This window comes from Aquabacter albus (assembly GCF_040049275.1).
Lineage (GTDB): Bacteria > Pseudomonadota > Alphaproteobacteria > Rhizobiales > Xanthobacteraceae > Aquabacter.
The window spans coordinates 546,765-571,728 of the sequence record NZ_JBDZDT010000004.1 but is presented as its reverse complement, the minus strand read 5'-3'; the positions used below and the strand labels follow the sequence as shown (position 1 = coordinate 571,728).

General features: G+C 65.3%; 26 protein-coding genes. 14 read left to right on the top strand and 12 right to left on the bottom strand.

Going from position 1 to position 24,964, the window contains the following annotated elements; all coding sequences use genetic code 11:
• Nucleotides 1-73: 73 nt before the first annotated feature.
• Entirely contained in the window at nucleotides 74-454 is a 381-nt protein-coding gene (locus ABLE91_RS12370) for a hypothetical protein (protein ID WP_348931121.1), read from the bottom strand.
• 249 nt (nucleotides 455-703) lie between these two features.
• Between ABLE91_RS12370 and ABLE91_RS12365 the strand changes: the two genes are divergently transcribed.
• The 14 genes from ABLE91_RS12365 to trmB all read left to right on the top strand — a co-directional run bounded on the left by ABLE91_RS12365 (nucleotide 704) and on the right by trmB (nucleotide 13,227).
• Nucleotides 704-1,177, top strand: coding sequence for an Hsp20 family protein (locus ABLE91_RS12365; RefSeq protein WP_348931120.1), 474 nt, complete (start codon nucleotides 704-706; stop codon nucleotides 1,175-1,177).
• 208 nt (nucleotides 1,178-1,385) lie between these two features.
• Nucleotides 1,386-1,946 carry a NifU family protein gene (locus tag ABLE91_RS12360; protein WP_348931119.1) on the top strand — a complete coding sequence of 187 codons (561 nt, stop codon included), beginning with the start codon at nucleotides 1,386-1,388 and terminating at the stop codon, nucleotides 1,944-1,946.
• Nucleotides 1,947-2,210: 264 nt separating this feature from the next.
• Nucleotides 2,211-2,894, top strand: coding sequence for a tRNA (adenosine(37)-N6)-threonylcarbamoyltransferase complex dimerization subunit type 1 TsaB (gene tsaB, locus ABLE91_RS12355; protein WP_348931118.1), 684 nt, complete (start codon nucleotides 2,211-2,213; stop codon nucleotides 2,892-2,894).
• Nucleotides 2,891-3,376: a GNAT family N-acetyltransferase gene (locus ABLE91_RS12350; RefSeq protein WP_348931117.1), complete on the top strand. Its 486-nt coding sequence runs from the start codon at nucleotides 2,891-2,893 to the stop codon at nucleotides 3,374-3,376. Before tsaB ends, ABLE91_RS12350 begins: the two co-directional genes overlap by 4 nt.
• A gap of 132 nt (nucleotides 3,377-3,508) precedes the next feature.
• Entirely contained in the window at nucleotides 3,509-3,883 is a 375-nt protein-coding gene (locus tag ABLE91_RS12345) for a Fur family transcriptional regulator (protein WP_348931116.1), read from the top strand.
• Nucleotides 3,880-4,806 (top strand): lyso-ornithine lipid O-acyltransferase, encoded by a 927-nt coding sequence (olsA, locus tag ABLE91_RS12340; protein WP_348931115.1) that lies wholly within the window; start codon nucleotides 3,880-3,882, stop codon nucleotides 4,804-4,806. Before ABLE91_RS12345 ends, olsA begins: the two co-directional genes overlap by 4 nt.
• Before the next feature lie 124 nt (nucleotides 4,807-4,930).
• A complete protein-coding gene (miaB, locus tag ABLE91_RS12335) occupies nucleotides 4,931-6,316 on the top strand; it encodes a tRNA (N6-isopentenyl adenosine(37)-C2)-methylthiotransferase MiaB (RefSeq protein WP_348931114.1) in 1,386 nt (461 codons plus the stop codon).
• A 72-nt stretch (nucleotides 6,317-6,388) separates the two neighbouring features.
• A complete protein-coding gene (locus ABLE91_RS12330; protein WP_348931209.1) occupies nucleotides 6,389-7,411 on the top strand; it encodes a PhoH family protein in 1,023 nt (340 codons plus the stop codon).
• A gap of 1 nt (nucleotide 7,412) precedes the next feature.
• A complete protein-coding gene (gene ybeY / locus ABLE91_RS12325; RefSeq protein ID WP_348931113.1) occupies nucleotides 7,413-7,919 on the top strand; it encodes an rRNA maturation RNase YbeY in 507 nt (168 codons plus the stop codon).
• 21 nt (nucleotides 7,920-7,940) lie between these two features.
• Nucleotides 7,941-8,918, top strand: a complete 978-nt coding sequence (locus ABLE91_RS12320) for a hemolysin family protein (protein WP_348931112.1) — start codon at nucleotides 7,941-7,943, stop codon at nucleotides 8,916-8,918.
• Between the two features lie 62 nt (nucleotides 8,919-8,980).
• Entirely contained in the window at nucleotides 8,981-10,534 is a 1,554-nt protein-coding gene (gene lnt / locus ABLE91_RS12315; RefSeq protein ID WP_348931111.1) for an apolipoprotein N-acyltransferase, read from the top strand.
• A 102-nt stretch (nucleotides 10,535-10,636) separates the two neighbouring features.
• On the top strand, nucleotides 10,637-11,062 hold the full coding sequence (locus ABLE91_RS12310; RefSeq protein ID WP_348931110.1) for a helix-turn-helix domain-containing protein: 426 nt from the start codon (nucleotides 10,637-10,639) through the stop codon (nucleotides 11,060-11,062).
• 86 nt (nucleotides 11,063-11,148) lie between these two features.
• The gene (gene metK, locus ABLE91_RS12305) at nucleotides 11,149-12,342 is read left to right on the top strand and encodes a methionine adenosyltransferase (protein ID WP_348931109.1); all 1,194 of its coding nucleotides are present in this window, start codon (nucleotides 11,149-11,151) and stop codon (nucleotides 12,340-12,342) included.
• A 120-nt stretch (nucleotides 12,343-12,462) separates the two neighbouring features.
• On the top strand, nucleotides 12,463-13,227 hold the full coding sequence (gene trmB, locus ABLE91_RS12300; RefSeq protein ID WP_348931108.1) for a tRNA (guanine(46)-N(7))-methyltransferase TrmB: 765 nt from the start codon (nucleotides 12,463-12,465) through the stop codon (nucleotides 13,225-13,227).
• Between the two features lie 226 nt (nucleotides 13,228-13,453).
• Here trmB and ABLE91_RS12295 read toward each other — a convergent pair whose 3' ends face one another.
• From ABLE91_RS12295 to ABLE91_RS12245, 11 genes are all read right to left on the bottom strand, one after another.
• Nucleotides 13,454-13,888 carry an ASCH domain-containing protein gene (locus tag ABLE91_RS12295; protein WP_348931107.1) on the bottom strand — a complete coding sequence of 145 codons (435 nt, stop codon included), beginning with the start codon at nucleotides 13,886-13,888 and terminating at the stop codon, nucleotides 13,454-13,456.
• Nucleotides 13,875-15,995, bottom strand: coding sequence for a GNAT family N-acetyltransferase (locus ABLE91_RS12290; protein WP_348931106.1), 2,121 nt, complete (start codon nucleotides 15,993-15,995; stop codon nucleotides 13,875-13,877). Before ABLE91_RS12290 ends, ABLE91_RS12295 begins: the two co-directional genes overlap by 14 nt.
• A gap of 635 nt (nucleotides 15,996-16,630) precedes the next feature.
• Entirely contained in the window at nucleotides 16,631-17,611 is a 981-nt protein-coding gene (locus tag ABLE91_RS12285; protein ID WP_348931105.1) for a S1C family serine protease, read from the bottom strand.
• Nucleotides 17,612-17,674: 63 nt separating this feature from the next.
• Nucleotides 17,675-18,064, bottom strand: a complete 390-nt coding sequence (locus tag ABLE91_RS12280) for a VOC family protein (RefSeq protein WP_348931104.1) — start codon at nucleotides 18,062-18,064, stop codon at nucleotides 17,675-17,677.
• A 96-nt stretch (nucleotides 18,065-18,160) separates the two neighbouring features.
• Nucleotides 18,161-19,840, bottom strand: coding sequence for a SulP family inorganic anion transporter (locus ABLE91_RS12275; protein ID WP_348931103.1), 1,680 nt, complete (start codon nucleotides 19,838-19,840; stop codon nucleotides 18,161-18,163).
• Between the two features lie 30 nt (nucleotides 19,841-19,870).
• Nucleotides 19,871-20,653 (bottom strand): polyphosphate kinase 2, encoded by a 783-nt coding sequence (gene ppk2 / locus ABLE91_RS12270; RefSeq protein WP_348931102.1) that lies wholly within the window; start codon nucleotides 20,651-20,653, stop codon nucleotides 19,871-19,873.
• Between the two features lie 45 nt (nucleotides 20,654-20,698).
• Entirely contained in the window at nucleotides 20,699-21,190 is a 492-nt protein-coding gene (locus ABLE91_RS12265; protein WP_348931101.1) for a hypothetical protein, read from the bottom strand.
• A 260-nt stretch (nucleotides 21,191-21,450) separates the two neighbouring features.
• Nucleotides 21,451-22,287, bottom strand: coding sequence for a metal ABC transporter permease (locus ABLE91_RS12260; protein WP_348931100.1), 837 nt, complete (start codon nucleotides 22,285-22,287; stop codon nucleotides 21,451-21,453).
• Between the two features lie 3 nt (nucleotides 22,288-22,290).
• On the bottom strand, nucleotides 22,291-23,154 hold the full coding sequence (locus ABLE91_RS12255; RefSeq protein WP_348931099.1) for a metal ABC transporter permease: 864 nt from the start codon (nucleotides 23,152-23,154) through the stop codon (nucleotides 22,291-22,293).
• Nucleotides 23,151-24,011, bottom strand: coding sequence for a manganese/iron ABC transporter ATP-binding protein (locus ABLE91_RS12250; protein WP_348931098.1), 861 nt, complete (start codon nucleotides 24,009-24,011; stop codon nucleotides 23,151-23,153). Before ABLE91_RS12250 ends, ABLE91_RS12255 begins: the two co-directional genes overlap by 4 nt.
• Nucleotides 24,008-24,931 carry a metal ABC transporter substrate-binding protein gene (locus ABLE91_RS12245; protein WP_348931097.1) on the bottom strand — a complete coding sequence of 308 codons (924 nt, stop codon included), beginning with the start codon at nucleotides 24,929-24,931 and terminating at the stop codon, nucleotides 24,008-24,010. Before ABLE91_RS12245 ends, ABLE91_RS12250 begins: the two co-directional genes overlap by 4 nt.
• Nucleotides 24,932-24,964 lie beyond the last annotated feature (33 nt).

Here is a 24,964-nt window from a genome sequence, read left to right as displayed (position 1 = left end):
TGCCGTCGGACGAAGGGCTGCTTGCCGGGGGGGCGAGGGTTACACGCTCCGCTTCGCCCCGGCAATGCGCCGTCTAATAGCGCTTGTCCTCGAAGCCGATGACCTGGACGCCGCTGATCTCGCCCGACGTCGCGTCCACCACGAGGCGCACGCGCTCGCGACGCGGGCCGGTCGCCTCGCAGACATAGCTCCCGCCCCGCAGCTTCAGGTTGGCGATGCTGGAAAACCCACGTGCCAAAAGGTGGCTCTCGACGGTCTCGGGGGTGAGCGCCCCCGGTTCCTGGCTCCGGCCGACATAGGGCCCGTAAGCCGGTGCCGCCGGGGCTGTGCCCGCGGTGGCGAAAGGAGCGCCGAGGGTGATGCCCATGACCTGAGCCCTGACGGCCGGAGCATGGGCAAGAGCCAGCATGGCAAAGCCCACACACGTCGCGACGGCGACAGGGGCGGGCCGCATGCTCGAACTCCCTTGTGACGGGTCAGGTGTGAAGCGCCTGAGAGCGCTGGGTGAAAGATTATAAGGGAGGCCTGTGAATGTTTTCCGAGGGGGGCGTTCAGTGCCGGTTCATAAAGGCGGCCTGTACCCCCTTGACGCTCCCAAAACCCCTTCCCACATCCCAAACGGCGCCGGTCACACCGACGGCGCTCTCATCCCCGGACCCGGCTTCGGCGGGTCCATTGCATGTCGCTTTAAGGAGGATATGCCATGCGTAGCTTTGATCTGACCCCCCTCTACCGCAATACGGTCGGCTTCGATCGTCTCTTCTCGCTGCTCGACACGGTCGGCGGCGTGGACGCGGCCCCCACCTATCCGCCGTACAATATCGAGCGGACCGGAGAGAATGAGTATCGCATCACGGTGGCGGTCGCCGGCTTCACCCCGGCCGAGTTGTCCATCGAGGCGAAAGAGAACACCCTGACCCTGCGTGGCGAGAAGGCCGAGACTGAGACCACTGAGCGCTCCCAGACCCTTTATCGCGGCATCGCCGCCCGCGCGTTCGAGCGACGCTTCCAGCTCGCGGACCATGTGGAGGTAAGGGGCGCCCGCCTGGAGAATGGCCTGCTGCACGTGGAACTCGTGCGCAACATTCCCGAGGCCAAGAAGCCCCGCACCATCGCCATCACCACCGCCGAGCCGGCCAACGCGCCGCAGGCCGTGGAGGCCAAGGTCGCGGCCTGATCCCCGCCTTGTGATCGATGAGAGACGCCCCGGCCCGCGCCGGGGCGTTTTTCCTTCCCCCTTTAGCCGTCATGCCCGGGCTTGTCCCGGGCATGACGACGGCGCTTAAGGGGTTGGTGCCCCGCCCCTGCCCTTTCCCTTGTGCCCCGCACTCCCTATCTTCAGGGCATGAAGCGGCTTGTCCGCCCCCGTTCTGAGGACACGACCCATGTTCATCCAGACCGAGCCGACGCCGAACCCGGCGACGCTCAAGTTCCTTCCCGGCCGCAACGTCCTCGGTGATGGCACCCTTGAGCTGCGCTCCGCCGACGAGGCCGGACGCTCGCCGCTGGCGCAGCGCCTGTTCGAGGTCCAGGGCGTGAACGGCGTGTTCCTGGGCTCGGACTTCATCACCGTCACCAAGGCGGGCGGCGATTGGATGCACCTGAAGCCGGCCATCCTTGGCGCCATCATGGAGCATTTCATGTCCGGCGCGCCCATCCTCGCCGATGGCGTTGAGGCGGACGATGAGGATGGCGACGAGTTCTTCGCCGAGAGCGACACGGAGATCGTCGGCACCATCAAGGAGCTGATAGAGACCCGCGTGCGCCCGGCCGTGGCCAATGACGGCGGCGACATCACCTTCCGCGGCTTCAAGGACGGCGTGGTGTTCCTCAACATGAAGGGCTCCTGCTCCGGTTGCCCCTCCTCCACCGCCACGCTGAAGAACGGCATCGAGAACCTGCTGCGCCACTTCGTGCCCGAAGTGGTCGAGGTGCGTCCGGTCTGACACCGGGAACCTGTGAGATTTTCTCTCCCCCTGAAGAGCCGTCATGCCCGGGCTTGACCCGGGCATCCACGCCTCTCCCCCAAGTGGCATCTAGCGGAGCCCCGTGGATCCCCGGGTCAAGCCCGGGGATGACGGCTTGTGCTGAATCCAAGCCCCCACTCCTCGGCGAGGCAATGCTTTCGCACTGGCATTTTCACCCCATCCCCTTTCGTCAGCGGGGTTTTCAGTGGAATGTGACCGCGGGATTCGGGCTTCACGGTCATCATGTTCATTCTTGCTCTCGATACGGCGCTCACCGCCTGCTCCGCAGCGGTGCTGGACCTCGACGCTGACGGCGTCGTGGCCGGCGATTCCATCTTCATGGAGCGCGGCCATGCCGAGGCGCTGATCCCGCTGGTGGAGCAGGTGATGCGGGATGCCCGGCTCGAATTCACCGATCTCGACCGCATCGCCGTCACCGTCGGCCCCGGCAGCTTCACCGGCCTGCGCGTCGGCATTTCCGCCGCGCGCGGCTTTGCGCTGGTGGCGGGAAAGCCGGCCGTGGGGGTGACCACCCTCGCTGCCCTCGCCGCCCCCTTCCTCGACATGGACGACACGCTGCCGGTGATGGCGGCCATCGACGCGCGCCATGGCCACGTCTTCCTGCAGATGTTCGGCATCGGCGGCCGCACCCTCGTGGCGCCGCGCATCGCCGCGGCGCGGGATGCCGCCCGTTCCGCCGCCATCGGGCCGGTGCGCCTCGTGGGCTCCGGCGCCGCCATGGTGGCGGAAGCCTGGCCGCCGGGGGAGCAGACGCCGGTTTCCGTGGACGTGATCCCGGCGCCGGACGTCGCCTGGGTGGCGCGCCTCGGGGCCGTGGCGGACCCCGCCTCCGCCGAGCCGAAGCCGCTCTATTTGCGCGCGCCTGACGCCAAGCCGCAGGACGCGGCACGGATCGCCCGGCGATGACGCTGCTCCCGCGTCTCCTGGCCCACAAGGCGGAACCGCATCTGCGCGCCGCCACCGCCGCAGACGCCGCAGCGCTCGCCCTCATCCATGCCGGCTCCTTCCATCGCGGCTGGGGGGCCGACGAATTCGAGCGGCTACTGGCGGACCGCGCCGCCCATGCCCATGTTTTGACCTATGGTGCGAAGGGTGCGCCCTTTGCCTTCGTGCTCTCGCACGTGGTGCCCCCGGAAGCGGAAATCCTCTCCATCGCGGTGGCGCCGGACGCGCGCGGCAAGGGCCATGGCGCGAAACTGCTCAGCTATCATCTCGGGCGGCTCGCGTGCGAAGGGGTGCGCGTCTCGCATCTGGAGGTGGAGGCCACCAATGAGGCTGCGCTCCACCTTTATCGCCGCCTCGGCTATGTCGAGACGGGCCGCCGAAAAGGATATTATGCAGGCCCTGGCGGCGCGGCCGACGCAGTGGTGATGCGCCGCGACTTCTGAGGCGCCGCGCCGCCTTGCGGTGGACACGCAGGGGCGCCATAAGCGACCCGGGCCGGCGGAGAAGGAAGGCGTGAACCGTTGAACGGGAAGATCAGCGCGATCGAGGAAGCGTGCCATGCCAAGGGCATGCGCATGACTGACCAGCGCCGCGTCATCGCGCGGGTGCTCACCGCCGCTGAGGACCATCCCGACGTGGAGGAGCTCCACCGCCGCGCCAGCGCCATCGACGACAACATTTCCATCTCCACCGTCTACCGCACGGTGAAGATGTTCGAGGATGCCGGCATCATCGCGCGCCACGAATTCGGCGACGGCCGCTCCCGCTACGAGCCGGTGCCGGACGAGCACCACGACCACCTCATCGACCTGCGCAGCGGCCACGTGGTAGAGTTCCGCTCGGAAGAGATCGAACGGCTCCAGGAAGAGATCGCTCGCAAGCTCGGCTACCGCATCGTCGGCCACCGGCTGGAGCTCTATGTGGTCCCTCTGGACGAGAACGAAACATGAGCAAGGACGCCTTCGGCTCTGCTGCTTCCGGGCGCCCGGAGCGATTGCCCGAAGACCCGGAGCTCGCCGCAATCTTCCATTCCAGCCCCATGCCGGACCTCGGCCCCGAGCCCTCACGGGCCACGCGGGTGCTGGACCGCATCCGGGTCGGCCTGGTGATGATGGCCGCCGGCCTCGTCACCGCCATCGGCATTCCGTTGCAATGGCTGTCGCTGAAGCTGAACCTGCCCACGCGCCGGCATATCCCCGCGCTCTATCACCGCATCATCCTGTTCCTCATCGGCGTCAGGGTGAAGATCACCGGCGCGCCGGCCACAGGGCGGCCGCTGCTCCTCTTGTCGAATCACGTCTCCTGGCTGGACATCTCGGTCATCGGCTCGCTGCACCCCTTGTTCTTCGTCGCCAAGAGCGAGGTGGAGAAATGGCCGGTGATCGGGCTCCTGGCCGTGCTCCAGCGCACGGTCTTCGTGGACCGCAAGCGCCCCCACGCCACCGGCGAGGTGAACAAGGAGATCGCCGCGCGGCTCGCCGAAGGCGACCCGGTGGTGCTGTTCGCCGAGGGAACATCGGGCGATGGCAACATCGTGCTGCCCTTCCGCACGGCCTTGGTGGGCGCGGTGCGCGAAGCCTTTGATTCGCACGGCCGGATGCTGGTGCAGCCCATGGCCATCTCCTATGTGCGGCTGCAAGGCATTCCCATGGGCCGCTCCCATCGCGGCATCGCCGCCTGGGTCGGCGACCTCGACCTTGCCCCGCACCTCATGGAAGTGCTGCGGCAGGGCGCCATCGACGTGCAGGTGACCTATGGGGAACCCCGCGCGCTGGAGGGCATATTGGACCGCAAGGCCATCACCCGCGCCTGCGAGGAGGAGGTCCGCGCCATGATCCGCTCGAGCCTGTCCGGACGCATGACGCAGCCCTGAGTTTCCAAACCGCCGGTTTGCCGGTAAAACCCAATGAACACGATTTGAAAACGAGGATCACAAGCGCTGGCGTCACGGGAGCGTCGCGCCGATGCGCGATGGTGAGGTTGGCAGAACAGGCAAGATGGACGCGCCCCGCAAGCTCTATGTGAAGTCGTTCGGATGCCAGATGAACGTCTACGATTCCCATCGTATGGCGGACATGCTGGCCCGGGAGGGCTATGTGGAGACGAACGAGCCGGCGGAGGCCGACCTCGTCATCCTCAACACCTGCCATATCCGCGAGAAGGCCGCCGAGAAGGTCTATTCGGAGCTGGGCCGGCTGCGCAAATCCAAGGAAGAGACCGGCCAGCAGACCCTGGTGGCGGTCGCCGGCTGCGTCGCCCAGGCCGAGGGCGCCGAGATCATGAAGCGCGCGCCGGTGGTGGACCTCGTGGTCGGCCCCCAGAGCTACCACCGCCTGCCGGAGATGCTGGCGAAAGTGCGCGGCGGCGCGCGGGCCGTCGACACCGACTTCCCCATCGAGGACAAGTTCGACCACCTGCCCGCCCCGAGCCTCGCGGCCACCCGCAAGCGCGGCCCCGCCGCCTTCGTGACCGTGCAGGAGGGCTGCGACAAGTTCTGCACCTTCTGCGTGGTGCCCTATACCCGCGGCGCCGAGGTCTCGCGGCCGGTGGCGAAGATCATGGCCGAGGCCCAGCGCCTCGCCGAACAGGGCGTGCGCGAGCTGACCCTCATCGGCCAGAATGTGAATGCCTTCCACGGCACTGGTCCCGACGGGCGCACCTGGAGCCTTGCGGACCTGCTGCACCGCCTTGCCGAAATCCCCGGCATCGGCCGGCTGCGCTACACCACGAGCCACCCCCGCGACATGGGCGAAGACCTCATCGCCGCCCATCGCGATTTGCCCGCGCTGATGCCATATCTGCATCTGCCCGTTCAGTCCGGCTCGGACCGCGTGCTCCACGCCATGAACCGCAAGCACGGGCGGGATCTGTTCTTCGACATCATCGCCCGCATGCGCGCGGCGCGGCCGGACATCGCCCTCTCCTCGGACTTCATCGTCGGCTTCCCTGGCGAGACGGAGGCCGAGTTCGAGGAGACAATGGACCTGATCGCGAAGGTCGGCTTCGCCAGCGCCTATTCCTTCAAATATTCCCCCCGCCCCGGGACACCTGCCGCTGACCACGGCGCCCAGGTGGAGGAGAGCGTGAAGACCGAGCGGCTGCACCGGCTCCAGGCGTCGCTTGAAGCCTCCAAGCGCGCCTTCGATGCGAGCTGCGTCGGCCGCACCTTCGACGTGCTGCTGGAAAAGCCCGGCCGCCTGCCGGGCCAGCTCATCGGCCGCTCGCCCTATCTCCAGTCCGTGGTGGTGAACGCACCGCCCGCGGGCATCGGCGAGTTCATCTCAGTCACCATCACCGAGGCGGGGCCCAACAGCCTCGCCGGGAAAGTCGTTTCCGTTCCCGCGTCCGCGAGCGAACGTCCGCTCGCCGCCATGGAGGCCTGAGCGTTGCGCAGATCCGGCGTCGAAAAAGACCGCCCACCGCCTCCCCAACAGCAGGCGCCCGCCCGCGCGGCCATCGCCGACCCCTGGGCCATCCAGGGCGAGGACGGGCCGACCCAGGTGGTCCTCGCCTTCGACGACAACCGCCTCGCCACCCAGCTTTTCGGCCATTACGGCCGCAATCTCGCGCTCCTGGAGCGCAAGCTGGGCGTGAAGGCGGATTCGCGCGGCAATCACGTCACCCTGGAAGGCGGGCGCGATGGCTGCGAGCAGGCGCGCCGGGTGCTGGAGCACCTTTACGAGGCGCTGAAGCGCGGCCGCGACATTGGCGTGGGCGACGTGGAAGGGGCGATCCGCGAAGCGGTGGCCCAGGGCTCGCTGTTCGATTTCGACCCCGCCGAGGACCGCCAGCATTTCGACGAGATCCAGCTCCGCCGCCGGCCCGTGCGCGCCCGCACGGCGGCGCAGGATGCCTATATCCGCGCCCTGAAGCGCCATACCCTGGTGTTCGGCACCGGCCCGGCCGGCACCGGCAAGACCTGGCTCGCGGTGGCTTATGCCGTCCACCTTCTGGAACGGCGCATGGTGGACAAGCTGATCCTCTCCCGCCCCGCCGTGGAGGCGGGCGAGCGGCTCGGCTTCCTGCCCGGCGACATGAAGGAGAAGGTGGACCCCTATCTGCGCCCCATCTATGACGCGCTGCACGACCTCATGGACCGCGCCTTCGTGGAGCGGGCGCTGCAGACTGGCGAGATCGAGATCGCGCCGCTCGCCTTCATGCGCGGGCGCACCCTCTCCAACGCCGCCGTGATCCTGGACGAGGCGCAGAACACCACATCCATGCAGATGAAGATGTTTCTCACCCGCCTGGGCGAGAACTCCCACATGATCGTCACCGGCGATCCCAGCCAGATCGACCTTCCCGCCGGCCAGACCTCGGGCCTTGCCGAGGCCGTGCGGCTGCTGGAGGGGATCGAGGGCGTGGGCGTCTGCCACTTCAAGGCCGAGGACGTGGTGCGCCACGAATTGGTCGGCCGCATCGTCGCGGCCTATGAGACCAATGACGCCGCCCGCATCGCCGCGGCCAAGGGGCCCTGACATGGATGGCGCGCGAAGTCCCGGCATCGAGGTGGACGTCCTCATCGAGGCGGACGGCTGGGCCGTGCTGCCCGAGGCCGGGACGCTCGCCGAGCGGGCCGTGCGCGCTGCCCTTTTGGAAGCCGCGGAGATGGAGCCGGGCGAGGCGTTCGAGATGAGCGTCACCCTCACCGACGACGCGCGCATCCGCATCCTCAACCGCGACTGGCGCGGCAAGGACAAGCCCACCAACGTTCTCTCCTTCCCCGCCGCCGACGTGCCGGACGATGTCACGCCCGTGCCGCTGGGCGATGTCATCGTCGCCCTGGAGACGGTGGAGGCCGAGGCGAAGGACGAGGACAAGCGCCTCGCCGACCACTTCGTCCATCTGGTGGTCCACGGAACCCTCCACCTCCTCGGCTTCGACCATGAGGACGAAGACGAGGCGGAGGAGATGGAAGACACCGAGCGGCGCATCCTTCAGGGGCTCGGAATTTCCGATCCCTACGCCATGCCCGCCGACATTTGAGGCCGACCCCAAAGGGAGACCATGTCCAACATCGACCAGTCGAGCGACCCCGCCTCTTCGGAGCCGCAGAGTTTCATCGACCGATTGCGTGCCCTCCTCGGCACCTTTCGTCCGCAGGCGTCCTTGCGCACCGATCTGGTGGAGGTGCTGGATGCCGCAGCGGGAGAAGCCGAGGAGGTGAGCGAATTCTCGCCCTCCGAGCGCAAGATGCTGCGCAACATCCTTCACCTGAAGGAAGTGGGCATCGGCGACATCATGGTATCGCGCGCCGAGATCGTAGCGGTGCACAAGGACGTGTCGCTGGCGGAGCTGATGGCGGTCTTCGCCAGCGCCTCGCACTCGCGGCTCGTGGTCTATGACGACACCCTCGATGACCCCGTGGGCATGGTCCACATCCGCGACCTCCTCGCCTACATGGCCGGCGTGCGCCCCGACAAGAGCGAGGTCGAGGCGAAGGACATCAACCTTACGGCCGTGGATCTGACCCGGTCGCTCTCCGATGCCGGCCTCGTGCGGCGCCTGCTCTATGTTCCGCCCTCCATGCCCGCCAGCGACCTCTTGGTCTCCATGCAGGCGGCGCGCGTCCACCTCGCTCTGGTGATCGACGAATATGGCGGCACCGACGGCCTCGTTTCCATCGAGGACGTGGTGGAGGAGATTGTCGGCGAGATCGAGGACGAGCATGACGATGAGGCAGCCCTCATCAAGGCGCAGCCGGACGGCAGCTTCCTGGTGGACGCCCGCATGCCTCTCGATCAGGTGACCGAGGCCCTCGGCTCCGACTTCGCCCCCGCCGAGGTGGCGGACGAGGTGGATACGCTGGGCGGGCTCGTCATCACCTTCGCCGCACGCGTGCCGCGCACCGGGGAGATTGTTTCTATGCCGGGCGACTATCGCATCGAGGTGCTGGAAGCCGATCCGCGCCGCGTGAAGCAACTCCGCATCCTACCGCCCCCGTCGCGCGAAGATTCGGCCCAGGCAGCACGCGAGGGGGCGTGACCGCAGGCGAGATCATTGCGACGGCGCCGTTCATAAGCCGGCTCAGCGCTTGGCGGCGCCTGATGCTGGCGTTCGGCGTGGGCGCCGTTTCCGCCTTGTCCACGCCGCCGTTCGGGCTGTGGCCGGTCCTGTTCCTGACCTTCCCGGTCCTTGTCTTCCTCCTCGACGGGACGCCGCCGCTTGGCTGGCGCGCGGTGCGGGCTGCCGCCGCCATCGGCTGGTGGTTCGGCTTCGGCTATTTCCTCGCCTCCCTCTGGTGGATCGGTAATGCCTTCCTCGTGGAGGCGGACGTCTTCGCCTGGCTGCTGCCCTTCGCCGTTGTCTCGCTGCCCGCGGGGCTCGCGCTGTTCACGGCCCTGGGACTGGCGCTGGCGCGCCTCCTCTGGTCCCCCGGCCCCGCACGCATCTGCGCGCTCGCAGCCGGTCTCACGGGCAGCGAGTGGCTGAGGGGTCATGTACTCACCGGCTTCCCCTGGAACAGCTTCGGCTATGCGCTCGCCGAGCCTCTCGCCTTGGCGCAGAGCGCAGCTCTGGTGGGCCTGTGGGGCCTGACGCTGGCGGCCACCCTCCTCTTTTCCGCGCCCGCTTTGCTGGCCGATGGGGCTGCCACGGTGCGCCAGCGCGTCCTCTGGCCCGGCGTCGCGCTCGCCTTGCTCCTGTGCGCCTATGCCTGGGGCGCCCAGCGCCTCACGCAGGACATCGGCACGGTGCCGGGCGTGCACCTGCGCATCATGCAGCCCGCCCTGCCGCAGGATCGCAAGTTCGCCTATGGCGAGCGCCACCGAATCCTCGACGATTATCTCGCCCTGAGTGCACAACCGAGCGCTGTGTATCCTCGCGGTCTTGCGGATGTGTCCCTCCTGGTCTGGCCGGAATCCGCATTCCCCTTCATCTATGAGCGCGAGCCGTGGGCGCGCGAGCGCATCGCGGCGACCTTGCCGGACAACGTCACCCTGGTGACGGGGGCGGCTCGATATGGCCCGCCGCCCCCCGGGCAGACCTCCTTCTTCTTCAATTCCATCCGGGTGATCGATGCCGACGGCAACGTGCGGCAGAGCACGGACAAGGTGCATCTGGTGCCGTTCGGCGAGTATCTGCCCTTCCAGAAAACCCTTGAATCTCTGGGGCTTGAGCAGATCACCCGGCAACGTGGGGGCTTTGCCTCGGGCACGCAGCTGGTGCCGCTCGATATCCCCGGCGCCCCGCGCGCGGCGCCGCTTGTCTGCTATGAGGCGGTGTTTCCCCACGCCGTCGTGCCCGCGGGTGAACGCCCTGGATTCCTCCTCAATCTGACCAATGATGCCTGGTTCGGCGAAACGCCTGGGCCCCATCAGCATTTCCTGCAGGCGCGTCTGCGGGCCATCGAGGAGGGCCTGCCCCTGGTGCGCGCCGCCAATACGGGGATCTCGGCCGTGATCGATCCTCTGGGGCGCATGGTCGCAGTTTTGCCGCTTGGCGAGAAAGGCAACTTGGACGCGGATCTGCCGTCGGCTCTAGAACAGCTTCCGCTGGCGGCACACTATGGGGCGGCACCGTTTGGCGCCTTATACCTCATGGTCTTGAGCTTGGCGGCGCTCGCCGCTGTGCAATTTAATTCACCCAAAAAACACACGTAGAAGTTGATCGACGCTACATTCACGAATGCGTATCTTGGCCGGCGTCAGGGCAGCCTTCGCTTTGCGAAGTTTACATTCTTTTCCGATTTAGCCGGAGAGACCATGGCCAAGAAGGCGCCGAATCCTATCGACAAGCATGTTGGCAGCCGCGTTCGAATGCGGCGCATGATGGTTGGAATGAGCCAGGAAAAGCTGGGTGAAAGCCTGGGCATCACCTTCCAGCAGATCCAAAAGTACGAGAAAGGCACCAATCGCATCGGTGCCAGCCGGCTGCAGCAGATCTCTGTGGTGCTGGGTGTGCCCGTGGCGTTCTTCTTCGAAGGCGCGCCGGCCTACGGGCCGGAGCAGGAGGGATTCGGCGAAGCCGCCTCTCCCACCTTCGTCAACGACTTCCTGGCCACATCCGACGGGCTGGCCCTGACGCGGAGCTTCATGCGCATCTCCGATGGAAAGATCCGTCGCCGCATTGTCGACCTCGTTTCCGCCATCGCCGGAGAGGAAGTTGCCGACACGCCAAGTTCGGTTTGACAAACGCGTCCGCCGAGCCGGTCTTGACCGGCTTGCGCGCGTTTGCCAAAAGCTTGCCATCAGCCCCAAGGGCGCGAGGGAAGCAGATGGCGCGGTCGTCATACCTTTTTACCAGCGAGTCGGTTTCCGAGGGACACCCGGACAAGGTGTGCGACCGTATTTCCGACGAGGTTGTGGACGCCTTCTTCCGCACCTCGAAGGAACAAGGCTTCGACCCCTCCCAGGTGCGCGTGGCCTGCGAGACGCTGGCCACCACCAACCGGGTGGTGATCGCCGGCGAGACCCGCGGGCCGTCCACCATCACCAAGGACCTGATCTCCCACCTCGCCCGGGTCGCCATCCGCGACATCGGCTACGAGCAGGACGGCTTCCACTGGGAGAATGCCGAGATTGAGGTGCTGCTGCACGCCCAGTCGGCGGACATCGCCCAGGGCGTGGACATTGCCGGCAACAAGGATGAGGGCGCGGGCGACCAGGGCATCATGTTCGGCTATGCGGTCCGCGAGACCCCCGAGCTGATGCCGGCGCCCATCTATTATGCCCATAAGATCCTGAAAGTGCTCTCGGATGCCCGCCGCACCGGCGAGACCAAGGCGCTCGGCCCGGACGCCAAGAGCCAGGTCACCGTGCGCTATGAGAACGGCAAGCCGGTGGGGGTGACGCAGATCGTCCTCTCCACCCAGCATTTGGACGAGCACCTCTCCTCCCAGGACGTCCACTCCATCGTGGAACCCTATATCCGCAAGGCTTTGCCCGAGGGCTGGATCTCCCCCGAGACGCTCTGGCACGTGAACCCCACGGGCAAGTTCGTGATCGGCGGGCCGGACGGCGATTGCGGCCTCACCGGGCGCAAGATCATCGTGGACACCTACGGCGGCGCGGCCCCGCACGGCGGCGGCGCGTTCTCCGGCAAGGACCCCACGAAGGTGGACCGCTCGGCCGCCTATGCCGCCCGGTATCTCGCGAAAAACGTTGTGGCCGCTGGACTTGCGGACCGCGCGACGATCCAGCTCGCCTACGCCATCGGCGTCTCGGATCCACTGGCGGTCTATGTGGACCTGCACGGCACGGGGCAGGTGGAAGAGGCCAAGCTCGAGAAGGTGCTGCGCGAGGTGGTGAACCTGCGCCCCCGCGGCATCCGCGAGCACCTGAACCTCAACCAGGCCATCTATGCCCGCACCTCCGCCTACGGCCATTTCGGCCGGGCGCCGGAAGCGGACGGCGGCTTCTCCTGGGAGAAGACCGACATTGCGGACGCCCTCAAGGCGGCGGTGGCCTGACACAAAGCCACCGCACAGACGCCCGGAAGACGTCACCTATAACTGCCGAAACAGGGCCCGTAGAGGCCCTGTTTTGCGTTTATAACGGCCTCGTACGACCCGAATGACCAGGACGTCTCCATGTCCGTGAAACCCGACGCGGACGATAAAACGAACGACCCCGTCACCGCCCTTCCCGGCCCGCGCCGGGACCCCGAGACCGGCCAGATCGCCTCGTTCCACGGCCGCCGGGTGGGCAAGGCGCTGCGGCCCTTGCAGGCGCAGGCCCATGCCCGGCTCATCGGCCGCTACCGCCTCTCCCTCGACCAGCTCGCCGACCCCTTCGCCTTGTTCGCAGGCGCGGACGGGCGCCCGCCCGCGCGGCTGAACCTCGAGATCGGCTTCGGCGGCGGCGAGCACCTCATCTCCGAGGCCGCCCGCGCGCCCGAGGCGGGGTTCCTCGGGGTGGAGCCGTTCCTGAACGGCATGACGCGCGCCCTCACGGACCTTGACGCCTCCGGCCTCTCGAACGTGCGGGTGTTCGACGATGACGCGGCCCTCGTGCTCGCGCGCCTGCCGGCCGGGTGCCTCTCCCGCGTGGACCTCCTCTATCCCGACCCCTGGCCCAAGCGCCGCCACTGGAAGCGCCGCTTCGTGCGGGCGGAGAACCTCAGCCTCATGGCCCGCGCCTTGGCGCCGGGCGGCCTGTTCCGCTTCGCCAGCGACGTGCCCCATTATGTGGACTGGACGCTCCGCGAAGTGCGCGCCCACGGGGCCTTCCGCTGGACGGCGGAACGGGCGGACGACTGGCGCACGCCGTTTCAGGGCTGGCCGGGGACGCGCTATGAGGCGAAGGCGCTGGAGGCGGGGAGAAGGGGGACGTATTTGGTGTTTGAGAAGGGATAGGAAGCAACTGCCACGTTACAGCAGCGGAGCTTTATCCGCCCATTGTCGTTGACACCGAGCCTTGCGCTTAACGGACTCCCCATAAAATCCAGAAGTGGCCGCCTTGGGAAGATGCTCGTGCACGGCATACGCCTTTCGCACCACAGGCGCCTTAACCGAGTGACGAAATCCTACGCAGCACTTTCGCCACGTTATCGGCCGTGGCCGACTTAACCACTCGATATTCCTAGTCCAGTCGCATCTCTTTCCTAATAAAAGATGCCTCCTCATCTGTAATTCTCAAAATTACCTGAGGCGGATGAAATCCGGCGCGGATAGATCTAAGCTTCTCGATTGAAACAGGATGCCCACGCCGCGCCTGCCACAATAAAAGCCCAATTGCCTCAACCGCACCGGCGAAGTAGATATCGAAATCTGCCCGATCCACCCTCGATAAATTTCCGCCCTTGTCCCAAATATCCTCGGGCAAGCCGCGGAAAATGTCTTTAACTACCGCTGACCCGATCACGGCCCCCACCGGCTTGGTCGCATAAATCCAGAGCCGTGTGCCGATCTCGATAGGAGGGATTCGACGACGCAACTCAACCGTCTTCTCACCAGCTATGATTGCCTCAGCGAAGTTAGGTCGAATCGATATAATCGCCTCATTAAACTTTATCACCGGCCCAACCTAGAGTGAGAATTGATGTAATCTTCTCACTTGGGAGCGAGACAGCGGATACAAGATTGGCTCTTCCTACTGCATCAAATTTCCTGAGTTCTTTGAATTCTACCGGATTCGGGAAAGCCATAAGATTATCGAATGTCGTCAGAAGCACGTCATCACTCGATGAAAACCCATCGACATTATCAATCACTAATCGTTTATCCGATTTTGGATTTACCTTCGACTTAGGAAGGACAACCGAATTAACGATGCGTGCAACTGCCACCACTGCTCCCCGCCCATTTCCCTTACCCTTCGACTCATAGAAGAGTATCGGCGCACCAGCGCGCATCTGCTTCGCAGTCCGAGGAGTGTTAACGTAGCCTCGCTGAGAAAGGAAGGCGGCATCACGGTTCGCAATAAATGCAAGGCGGGCTTGTATAGCCGTTCCGAGCAACTCATCAGCGTAGGCGCGTGTAATTGGCGCGATTACACCATCGCAACCAGGCCAAACGAATATCGTCGGCCCTAACAGATTTTCCAGTGTGGCTGCGCTGACCCTCTTGGAAGCTCCCATCGGTGTACGAATATCAATTTCGCCGCTTCCCGATAAGGAAGGCACTACATCCGGAAGAGCTAATCCAGTTCGACGGCGAACATGTTGAACCACTGTTGACCATGTAGTTGCTGTAAACGGCCTACCGACAGCAATCTTGGAGAACACTGCCATGTTGGCGCTTCTGTGAAATCCCCTAGTAACTGCCAAGCCATTTACGATCGGCTGCCCCAATAAATGAACTAACTCAATCGTGACCGCAGCACTTTCACACGCCGCACGGACCAGAGTATCCAATAGATAGTCCCCGAATAACTCGGCGTCTTGGTGCTCATGTCGGACGTGAATGATCATCCGAGCGACGGGGTCGATGCTTTTCGGTAGGACCAACGCACCCACGGCCACAATCCGGCCATCACACCGAATTGCCTCACGGCGAACAAAGGTTATCGGCGATCGAGCATCCGCGAACTCCGAGACAATTCCTCCCGGAATTTTTTCACCCAGAAGATACTGCAACAGCTGTGGGGTATCGATCGACCCCACCTCAAAGCCTTCGCCACGAAGAGGAATCGAACTAGAAGCAAACGGCTCCGAGGGAAGGAGATCCAAAACCTCCTCAACGGTCGCTACGTCAATGCCGAATCGTGTAAGAAGTTCATTCCGTGCGTTCAATATAGGTCCATCACGGGTAATGAACGCAGAAGCCCGAGAGATTGCAGCGTGAGCTATATGCCTAGCATCACTCTTGGCCTGATCTGTTCCAACTCCTTTCGCGTTTGGCTTCACGAACACCACGTCGTAGATCTGAGCGGACAGTTGATCGATTTCCGTAATGTCCGATTTGGGCAAGCGGGGAAGCTGAAGTGCCATTTGAAGGACTGGATCAGCTGAAGTTCCCTTCGAAGTCTTTCGAAGCTCCATGACAAATTCATCGGCAACGGCAAGTCGGATACTATGACCGAGAGCTTCGCCGAAAAGGCGGCGCGCACGATTTGACTGGTCACGCTCTCTCACGAGATCAAAGTATACATTTAAATCGAAGGCAAATACGGGAATTTTCCCGGGATCCCGATGCCGAAAGCCCAGTTCGACGCTTGGCTCAGGCTTAACCGAAGCAAGAGTGAACAGGTTGTCCGATTCCAGCCATCGAGAGTGGATGACAATCGTTCTGTTGCGCACTTGCCCCCCGGCACGCTCGCGAACGCGCTCGAATCCATGTCTCGCGTAGAACGTGAGCGCCGCGGGAAGATCCGAAGCTATATCCGCGCGAATCGACATGAACCCTAAGCGTTCGAGCTCGGAAACAAGCGCAGTCATTAACGCGGCCGCCGCGCCTTTCTTTCGAAATTTTGGAACCGCCGCGATTTGTTGAATTTTCGCATTTGGGAACACTCCGCTGTAAAGGAGGTATCCTGCGAAGGTGCGAACGCCGCTGTTTTCCGCCATCGCCGCAATTAAACGTTGTCGCCCGATAGCCTCTTCAAAAGCCACACCCGGAAGAAAGCCCAGCGCGTTTCTTTCGGAATCGGCAAGTGCCTGAATCTCCCGAAGAATGGACGTCAATACTTCCGAATCTTTCTCAATAGTGAATTGAACGCACTTCACCGCTCAATCCTCAAATGCGCCGCTGCAAACAGGGCGGGGTTTAAGTTCTTAATATATTCGCGAATCGCATCTTGTGCGCACACGGTGCACTATCTAAATCACCACAATAATGACTAATGAGAAAGAGGCCATGGACGATTTATTTTAGAAGATTGCGGTGGATAGGATTGGAGCTGTGATCGATTATTTCTTTAAACACGTACGTCTACGGCAAATTTTCGTCTTCAATGGGAATGCAGTTCCATTGTCGGCCAAAGTATCGTGCACCATTCAGCTTCTTCTGCGACAGCCCTCTGCAAAGAGGCTTCGCACCACACCCTGAACCTGTCTCAGAAATCTCGTGCGAAGTCCCCGGCCTCGGCTGCCCCACCTGCACACTGAGGCCGTCCGGATAGCTCAAGTGGAGGCTGTCGAGATCTTTCTGGGGCTCGAGGCCCGCGACACGGAGTACTACCTCCAGCCGCCCCACATCGTAGCCGTCGATGCCCAAAAGGACGTGAACGATGATCCGGATAACATATGCGCATCCGGCACTCTCGCCGAAGTCTGGATATCCAACATACCCTTCCTTTCTGAGAAGGGGCTCCCACCCCTCAATTCAACCGCGGCTTCCTCAGCAACCCCGCCCGATCCACAGACCGGATCTCCACCTCGAACACATCCTCATCCCGCTGCACCTTGAGCGGGATGACGACCCCCGGCGCGCCCTGCGCCCACAGGGCCGTGTAGAAGCCCGCGAGGCTTGAGACCTCCGCGCCGGCAACGGCGAGGATCAGATCCCCGGGGCGCAGCTCTGCGCGGGCGGCGGGGCCGCGTGGGGAGACGCCGGCCACCAGCACCCGCGCGCCGCGCTCCTGCGCGAGCACGCCGAGCCAGGGGCGCGGGGGATGGGCCGGGCGGCCGCGGGCGAGGTCGTCGAGGATGGGGGGCAGAAGTTCGGTGGGCACGAACATGTTGATGGGCGCCCGCCCGTGGCGGGACTGGCGCTCCAGAAGCAGGGAGCCGACGCCGGCCAGCTCGCCCGAGGAGGTGATGAGCGCGGCCCCACTCCAGTGCGGGTGGGCCGGCTCCGTCATCAGGGCGTTCTCAAGCAGATATTCCCAGTATCCGGCGAAGGGCATGCGCACCAGAAGCTGCCCCGCCGCCGCATGGGCCTGCCCGCCCGCGCCGGCGATGATGACGGGGGCGCCCTCCTCCAGCGCGCGGGAATTGGCGAGCGGCAGGGCCGGCAGGCCAAGCGGCTCCAGCGCCTGGAGGAGGCCGAAGCCCGTTACCGGGTCGATGCCGAGGGGGTGGGCGGGAATGCGCGCGCCGTCGTTGCGGGTGAGCACCACGTGCTCGGCCTCGGTGATGAGATAGCCGATGGTGAGGACGAGGCCGTTCGGCCCGATCACCGTTCCGTTGCCGAGCCGCTCCGTGCCCAGCATCTCGGCGGTGAAGGCATCGGGCGGAATGCGCGCCTCCACTGCCACCACAGCGGACAGGGTGCGGTCCAGATCGAACCCATAGGCCCGCGCCTCGGGGCGCAGGGCCCCTTCCACCTCATAACCCTCGAACGGTGACGCCACGCTCATCTCCAGATCTCTCCATGAGATTTTGGGGCGGGGGGGCCATTGCGCAAGGGCGGGCCCGCCATCTCACCGCATCCTGAACCCGTTCTCCACGATGCCCTGCGCGAGCCCCAGGCCCCGGTCTCCCACCTGCACGTTCAGCCCGTCCGGGTCGCGCACATGGAAGCTGTCGGAATCCTTCTGGGGGTCGAGGCCGGCGGCGCGGAGCGCGGCCTCCAGCCGGCCCGCATCGTAATCGTCGATGCCGAGCATGAAGTGGGAGATGGTGCCCGGCACCCCTTCCTCCCGCAGCACCAGCATGCTCTCGCCGAAGCCCAGCAGCACGCTCGACGCGCTCTCCTGGATGATTTTCAGGCCGAACGTGGCGCAATACCAATCCTTCGAGCGCTGCAGGTTCGAGACCGAGATGGCGATGTGGTTGACGGTCTGCGCGCGGGCGGCGGGGGCGTCGGGCATGGTGTCCTCCGGGTGGGCCGGGAAGGATAGAGGGCGGGGCGGCGGGGGCAAGGCGGCGGCGGTGCGGGGCGCGGGGGATCGCGGCGATGAGGGCCTTCAGGCGCCCACGGGCGCGCACTTTTCGAACGCGAGGAGGATGTCTTCCAGATCCTCGAAGATCATCCCCTTGCCGATCTTCTCCAGGACGCCCGCGCGCTTCAGCAGCACCATGGGCGCGTGGTGCAGCTCCGCAAGGCCGAGCGCGATGCCGCGGGCGGCAAGCGACGCGCGGAACTCCTCCAGCATGGCGACGGCGCTGGTGTCCATCTGGGCGATGGCGCTCGCGTCCAGGACGAACCAGCACGTGCCGGGGGGCACCTCCGCCGCCATGGCCTCCAGGCGCGCGAGCACATATTCGGCGTTGAAGAACAGGACGCTGCCCTGGATGAGGCACACGGCGAGGCCCGGCACCGGCTGCGCGTCCTTGCGCCGGTGCATCTTGAAGAAGCCGGAGCGGCCGGGAATGCGGCCCAGCATGGCGTCGTGGGGGTGCATCTCCTGGAGCAGCACATAAGCGAGTGTCGCGGAGACGGCGACGATGACGCCGGTGAGCACGCCGAGGCTCACCGCGCCCCACAGGCCGATAAGGGCGAAGGCGAACTCGATGCGGCTGATGCGCCAGATCTCGCGCAGGCCCTTCAGATCGATGAGGCCGAGGGCGGCGGAGACGAGGATGGCGCCCAGCGCCGGGGCGGGCAGGTAGCGCAGGGCATCGTTGAGGAACAGCAGCAGCGCGGCGAGCGCGACGGCGGCGATGAGGCCGGCGGCCTGGGATTTGCCGCCCACGGACATGTTGATGGCGGTGCGGGAATCCGAGGAGGTGACGGGAAAGCCGGAGAAGCAGCCGGCGGCGATGTTGGCGGCGCCGAAGCCGATGAGCTCCCGGTCCGCATCCACCTTGAAGCCGCCCAGCGCCCCGAAGCTGCGGGCCGTGACGATGCCGGCCCCGAAGCTCACCAGCCAGATGGCGGCGGCGCCCTGCACCAGCTCTTGGAGCGGCAGGCCGCCGGGCCAGGGGAAGGTGAAGGCGGGCAGGCCGGTGGGGATGTCGCCCACCACCTTGATGCCCATCCCGGCGAAATCGAACACGGCGGAGAGGAGGGTGGCGAGGATGATCACCGCCACGGGGCCGGGGATGAGCGTGCGCCACATGGCCATCACCTGGAGCACCACGAACATGCCCGCGCCCAGCGCCACCGAGGGCCAGTGGATCTGCCCGGCCTTGCCCGCCAGCTCCAGGAATGGCGAGATGAGCCCCTCCGCCTCGATCTTCACGCCCGTGAAGCGGCCGATCTGGCCGATGAGGATGGAGAGGGAGATGCCGCTGATGAAGCCCACCAAAATGGGCCGCGACAGGAAGGCGGCGAGCACCCCGAGCTTCATGAGGCTCGCGCCGAGGCACAGGAGGCCGACGCCCACGGCGAGGATCGCGGCCGCGGCCACCCGCTGGTTTGGATCGGCGAGGGGGAGCGTCGCCAGCACCGCCGCCACCACGGTCATGGTGGCCGCGTCCGGCCCCACCATGAGGAGGCGCGAGGGGCCGAACACCGCATAGCCCACCAAGGCCAGCATGCTGGCATAAAGCCCCACCTCGGGCGGGAGGCCCGCAATGGCGGGGTAGGCGAGCGCGCTCGGAACGGAGACGGCGGCGATGGCCAGCCCCGCCATGACATCGCGGCCCAGCCATTCGGCGCGATAGCCGGAAAAGCTGCTCAGGACGGGCCAGCGGGCGGGCATGGGCACTCCTTCTACGGCCGGCGCCCGCGTCTAATGGATTTCGGGAACCATGTGCCTGGCGGAAGCGGCCGCCGCGTCCCGGTCGACATGGCGCTTGGGCAGCTTGATCTTGTCACGGGGGACGTCCTCGTAGGGGACCTTCGAGAGGAGGTGCGCGATGATGTTCAGGCGGGCGCGGCGCTTGTCGTCGGAGCGCGCCACGTACCAGGGCGCCCATGCGCTGTCGGAGGCGGCGAACATGTCGTCGCGGGCGCGGGAATAGTCGTCCCACTTGCCGTAGGACTTCAGGTCCATGGGCGAGAGCTTCCAGATCTTGCGCGGGTCGGTGATGCGCGCCTCCAGGCGCTCGGTCTGCTCGTCCGGGCTCACCTCCAGCCAGTATTTCAGCAGCACGACCCCGCTCTCGACGATGGCCCGCTCCACGGGGGAGATGGTGGCGAGGAACTTCTTCACCTCGCTCTCCGTGCAGAAGCCCATGACGCGCTCGACGCCGGCGCGGTTGTACCAGGAGCGGTCGAAGATCACGACCTCGCCGGCAGCGGGCAGATAGGGCAGATACCGCTGCACCAGCATCTGGGATTTCTCGCGCTCGGTGGGGGGCGGCAGGGCGACGACGCGGAAGGTGCGCGGGCTCACCCGCTCGGTGATGGCCTTGATGACCCCGCCCTTGCCAGCCCCGTCGCGGCCCTCGAACAGAACGCAGACCTTCGCGCCCGTGTGCTTGACCCATTCCTGGAGTTTCACCAGCTCGCCGTGGAACACCTTGAGCTGCTTCTCGTAGTCCTTGCGGCCGAGGCGATCGTCATCGTCCATGTAAGATGCCCTCTTGGGAACGGCCCCTGCCCCTCAAGGCGCGGATCACGCCCAGCTCAGATAGAAGCCCACATCGCCGGGCATGCCGTGCGGCCAGTCGATGATCATGGCCCTCAGCTTGTAGTTTGCGGGCTTCAGGTGGTCGCGCCAGAATTCGTAGGCCTGGCGGGGGCGGCCCGTGAGGGTGTCCGGCCATCCCTCCACGCTGTTGTTGATGGCGCGCCCCTTGTCGGTGCACAGGGTGTTGGGGAAGCGCATGACCATCAGCTCGGTCTCGCCCCGCTGCGCCGCCGCCTTGATCTTGGAGACGAGGTTGCGCGTCACCTCGGCGATCTTCTCGGGCGTGACGTCGATGGGCTCGGCGAGCTTCTTCGCCATCTCCTGGCGCGCCTTCTCGGCCCGGTCCATGGAATCGAGCTGGCGGGAGGCTTTTGCAAGCTCCACCTCGGTCATGTAGGCGCGCAGGTCGTCCGCCGACATGAAGCTCTCGTCGCCAAGCTTTGCATGCTGATCGGAGTGGGTGGTGGCGTCGGACATGTCCATCTCCTGCCTGTTCTTGATCTTCTTGGAGCGAGGCACCCCGCCGGGCCGCGTGCGCGGCACAACCACTCCGAAACCGCTCGGCACCCTCCCCGGATGCCTCAGTGGACTCATCGGAAAAAGCTCAATGAGCCCTGCTACTTCCAGCCAAGCTACAGCATAAATACTGCCACAACAACAGTATACGGATTACTGCCAAACAATCCATAAGGCAACATTACTTATCTATATCTAGTAATGTATAAAGATACCGCGCCCTACCCTGTGGTGCCGGCCTCCGCCCGGCGCACGCGCCAGGTGGAAAGGCCGAAGGCGGCGATGAAGGCCACGGTCATCAGCAGCACGATGGTGGGGGCAGGCGCGCTGTCCAGGAAGAAGGAGAGATAGACGCCCCCGAGCGAGGCGGAGACCGCGATGCCCACGGACCAGACCAGCATGGCACCGAAAGACCGGGTGATGAGGAAGGCGATGGCCCCCGGCGCGATGAGCATGGCGATGGCGAGGATGATGCCCACCGCTTTCAGCGCCCCCACGATGGTGAGGGAGAGAATGGCGAGCAACCCGTAATGGAGGAGGTTCACGGGAAGCCCCGAGACCTTCGCCTGGATGGGATCGAAGGCGTGGAGCAGCAGATCGCGCCATTTGAAGAGAAGCAGGCCGCCGGCCACCAAAGCGATGACGCCGCTCTCGATGATGTCAGGCACGTCGATGCCCAGCATGTCGCCGAACAGGATGTGGTCGAGATGCACGTCCGATTGGATGCGCGTGTAGAGCACGATGCCGAGGCCGAACATGCCGGAGAACACGACGCCCATGACAGTGTCCTGCTTCACCCGCGAATTGGCTTTCAGGTATCCCGTGAGCAGCGCACAGGCCATGCCGGCGGAGAAGGCGCCCACCGCCAGCGGCGCGCCGACGATATAGGCCACCACCACACCCGGCAGGATGGCGTGGGAGATGGCATCGCCCATGAGCGACCAGCCCTTCAGCACCAGGAAGCAGGAGAGCAGAGCGGTGGGCACCGCCACAAGCACCGAGATGATCAGCGCATAGCGGATGAAGTCGAACTGGAAGGGGAGGAGCAACGCGTCCATGGCTCAGGCCGCCTCGGGGTTTTCGAGCGCGTCCGCGGCGCGGCGGCGGGCGGCGAGAAGGCCGTGCTTGGGGGCGAAGATGAAGGCGGTCAGGAACAGCAGGGTCTGCAGCACGACGATGACGCCGCCGGTGGCGCCGTCGAGGAAATAGGAGATGTAGGCGCCGAAGAAGGAGGTGAGCGCGCCGATGGCCACCGCCAGCAGGATGAGGCGGGGAAAGCGGTCGGTGAGGAGATAGGCGGTGGCGCCGGGCGTCACCACCATGGCGACCACGAGGAAGGCCCCCACCGTCTGCAATGCCGCCACCGTACAGGCGGAAAGCAAAGTGAAGAACAGGCCCTTCAGGAAGGCCGGATTGAGGCCAATGGAGCGGGCATGGCTCTCATCGAAGAAGGTCACCATCAGGTCCTTCCATTTCAAGGAGAGGATGGCCAGCGAGACGAAGCCGATGATGGCGAGCTGGAGCGTGTCCTCCGGCGTGATGGCGAGGATGTTGCCGAGGATGATGGTCTGGATGTTCACGGAGGTGGGCGAGAGCGAGACCATGAACAGGCCGAGCCCGAAGAAGGAGGTGAAGATGAGGCCGATAATGGTGTCCTCCTTCAGCCGCGTGCGCTGGTTGAGGAACAGCATGGCCCCCGCCGCCAGCGCGCCGGAGAAGAAGGCGCCGAGCGAGAAGGGCAGGCCCAGCATGTAGGCCCCGGCCACACCGGGCACGATGGAATGGGAGAGGGCATCGCCGATGAGTGACCAGCCCTTCAGCATGAGATAGGCCGAGAGGAACGCGCAGACCGCGCCCACCAGCGCGCTCACCCACATGGCGTTCACCATGTAGGAATAGGCGAAGGGCTCGAGGAGGACGCTCATTTGGGCGCGCGCCGCTGAGTGTCTTCCGCGGGGAGCAGCAACGGGCGCTCATCGTCGGAGATCATGTCCACGGCATTGGCGCCGGTGCCCAGCGTCATGTGGCGCAGCACGCCGCCGAAGGCGCGCTCCAGGTTCGCCTGGGTGAACACTTCCGAGGTGAGGCCGGAGGCGAGAACGGTGCGCTTCAAAAGCACCGTGCGGTCGCAGAATTCGGGGATGGAGCCAAGATCGTGGGTGGAGACCAGCATCACCTTCCCCTCCTCGCGCAGGCCGCGCAGCAGGGAGATGATGGCTTCCTCGGTCTTCACGTCCACGCCGGTGAAGGGCTCGTCCAGCAGGATCACGCGAGCGTCCTGGGCCAGCGCGCGGGCGAGGAACACGCGCTTCCTCTGCCCGCCGGAGAGTTCGCCGATCTGGCGCTGGCGGAAATCGGACATGCCGACGCGAGCGAGCGCGGCCGCCACCGCTTCGTGGTCGGCGGCGCGGGGGATGCGCAGCATGTTCATGCGGCCGTAGCGGCCCATCATCACCACGTCCTCCACCAGAACGGGGAAGGTCCAGTCCACCTCCTCGCTCTGGGGCACGTAGGCGACGCAATTCTGCTTCAGCGCAGCGTTCACCGGCAGGCCGAGGATGGAGATGTCCCCCTTCGAGGCCCGCACGAAGCCCATGATGGCTTTGAACAGGGTCGACTTGCCCGAGCCGTTCACGCCCACCAGGGCAGTGATGGTGCCCGTCGGGATTGCGAAGGAGGCGTCGGTGAGGGCGGTGTGGCCGTTGCGATAGGTGACGGTGACGCCTGAAACGCGGATGCCGTCCGCCTCCACCGCCTGCCGCGCGAAGGCGGGCGCGTTCATTGCGAGACGCCCTTGCCCGAGAGCCCGTCCGCCACCGTGTCGGAGGTGACCTTCAAGAGGTCCGCATAAGTGGGCGTCGGCCCGTCCGGCGGGGAGAGGCTGTCCACATAGAGCACGCCGCCATAACGCGCGCCGGTCTCGCGAGCCACCTGCTTCGCCGGATCAGCGGAGACCGTGCTCTCGCTGAACACGACGGGGATGTGGTTGGCCTTCACGGCATCGATCACCTTGCGCACCTGCTGGGGGGTGCCCTGCTGGTCCGCATTGATGGGCCAGAGATACAGCTCCTTCAGGCCGAAATCGCGGGCGAGGTAGGAGAAGGCGCCCTCGCTCGTCACCAGCCAGCGCTTCTCGGCCGGGATCTCGTCGATCCGGGCGCGGATGGGCGCGATGGCGGCGGTGATCTTTGCCTTATAGGCTTCCGCATTCTTCTTGTAGGTCTCGGCATTGGCCGGATCGTACTTCACGAAGGCGTCGCGGATATTGTCCACGTAGATCAAGGCATTCTGCGGCGACATCCAGGCATGGGGATTGGGCTTGCCGTTATAAGGGCCCTCCGTAATGCCCATGGGGTCGATGCCCTCGCTCACCACCACGCTCGGCACATTCTTCAGGCGCCGGAAGAACTTCTCGAACCACAATTCCAGGTTCAGCCCGTTCCACAGCACGAGGTCGGCATCCTGGGCTTTCAGGATATCGCCGGGGGTCGGCTGGTAATTGTGGATCTCGGCGCCAGGCTTGGTGATGGATTCCACCACGGCCGCGTCGCCCGCCACGTTCTGCGCCATGTCGGCGATGACGGTGAAGGTGGTCACCGCCTTGAATTTTGGCTTGGGCGCGCCTTGCGCGAAGGCTCCCGTCCCGGCGGCGGCGAGCGCCGCCAGGGTCAATCCCGTCAGAAAAGAGCGCCGGCCGAACATCGGGACCTCACTTGCACTTGCGAACGAGTTGCA

Excerpts from the sequence above, each read along its gene's own strand:
- ABLE91_RS12370 (WP_348931121.1), bottom strand. The coding sequence starts at position 454 with ATGCGGCCCGCCCCTGTCGCCGTCGCGACGTGTGTGGGCTTTGCCATG.
- ABLE91_RS12365 (WP_348931120.1), top strand. The coding sequence starts at position 704 with ATGCGTAGCTTTGATCTGACCCCCCTCTACCGCAATACGGTCGGCTTC.
- ABLE91_RS12360 (WP_348931119.1), top strand. The coding sequence starts at position 1,386 with ATGTTCATCCAGACCGAGCCGACGCCGAACCCGGCGACGCTCAAGTTC.
- tsaB (WP_348931118.1), top strand. The coding sequence starts at position 2,211 with ATGTTCATTCTTGCTCTCGATACGGCGCTCACCGCCTGCTCCGCAGCG.
- ABLE91_RS12350 (WP_348931117.1), top strand. The coding sequence starts at position 2,891 with ATGACGCTGCTCCCGCGTCTCCTGGCCCACAAGGCGGAACCGCATCTG.
- ABLE91_RS12345 (WP_348931116.1), top strand. The coding sequence starts at position 3,509 with ATGACTGACCAGCGCCGCGTCATCGCGCGGGTGCTCACCGCCGCTGAG.
- olsA (WP_348931115.1), top strand. The coding sequence starts at position 3,880 with ATGAGCAAGGACGCCTTCGGCTCTGCTGCTTCCGGGCGCCCGGAGCGA.
- miaB (WP_348931114.1), top strand. The coding sequence starts at position 4,931 with ATGGACGCGCCCCGCAAGCTCTATGTGAAGTCGTTCGGATGCCAGATG.
- ybeY (WP_348931113.1), top strand. The coding sequence starts at position 7,413 with ATGGATGGCGCGCGAAGTCCCGGCATCGAGGTGGACGTCCTCATCGAG.
- ABLE91_RS12320 (WP_348931112.1), top strand. The coding sequence starts at position 7,941 with ATGTCCAACATCGACCAGTCGAGCGACCCCGCCTCTTCGGAGCCGCAG.
- lnt (WP_348931111.1), top strand. The coding sequence starts at position 8,981 with ATGCTGGCGTTCGGCGTGGGCGCCGTTTCCGCCTTGTCCACGCCGCCG.
- ABLE91_RS12310 (WP_348931110.1), top strand. The coding sequence starts at position 10,637 with ATGGCCAAGAAGGCGCCGAATCCTATCGACAAGCATGTTGGCAGCCGC.
- metK (WP_348931109.1), top strand. The coding sequence starts at position 11,149 with ATGGCGCGGTCGTCATACCTTTTTACCAGCGAGTCGGTTTCCGAGGGA.
- trmB (WP_348931108.1), top strand. The coding sequence starts at position 12,463 with ATGTCCGTGAAACCCGACGCGGACGATAAAACGAACGACCCCGTCACC.
- ABLE91_RS12285 (WP_348931105.1), bottom strand. The coding sequence starts at position 17,611 with ATGAGCGTGGCGTCACCGTTCGAGGGTTATGAGGTGGAAGGGGCCCTG.
- ABLE91_RS12280 (WP_348931104.1), bottom strand. The coding sequence starts at position 18,064 with ATGCCCGACGCCCCCGCCGCCCGCGCGCAGACCGTCAACCACATCGCC.
- ABLE91_RS12275 (WP_348931103.1), bottom strand. The coding sequence starts at position 19,840 with ATGCCCGCCCGCTGGCCCGTCCTGAGCAGCTTTTCCGGCTATCGCGCC.
- ppk2 (WP_348931102.1), bottom strand. The coding sequence starts at position 20,653 with ATGGACGATGACGATCGCCTCGGCCGCAAGGACTACGAGAAGCAGCTC.
- ABLE91_RS12265 (WP_348931101.1), bottom strand. The coding sequence starts at position 21,190 with ATGTCCGACGCCACCACCCACTCCGATCAGCATGCAAAGCTTGGCGAC.
- ABLE91_RS12260 (WP_348931100.1), bottom strand. The coding sequence starts at position 22,287 with ATGGACGCGTTGCTCCTCCCCTTCCAGTTCGACTTCATCCGCTATGCG.
- ABLE91_RS12255 (WP_348931099.1), bottom strand. The coding sequence starts at position 23,154 with ATGAGCGTCCTCCTCGAGCCCTTCGCCTATTCCTACATGGTGAACGCC.
- ABLE91_RS12250 (WP_348931098.1), bottom strand. The coding sequence starts at position 24,011 with ATGAACGCGCCCGCCTTCGCGCGGCAGGCGGTGGAGGCGGACGGCATC.
- ABLE91_RS12245 (WP_348931097.1), bottom strand. The coding sequence starts at position 24,931 with ATGTTCGGCCGGCGCTCTTTTCTGACGGGATTGACCCTGGCGGCGCTC.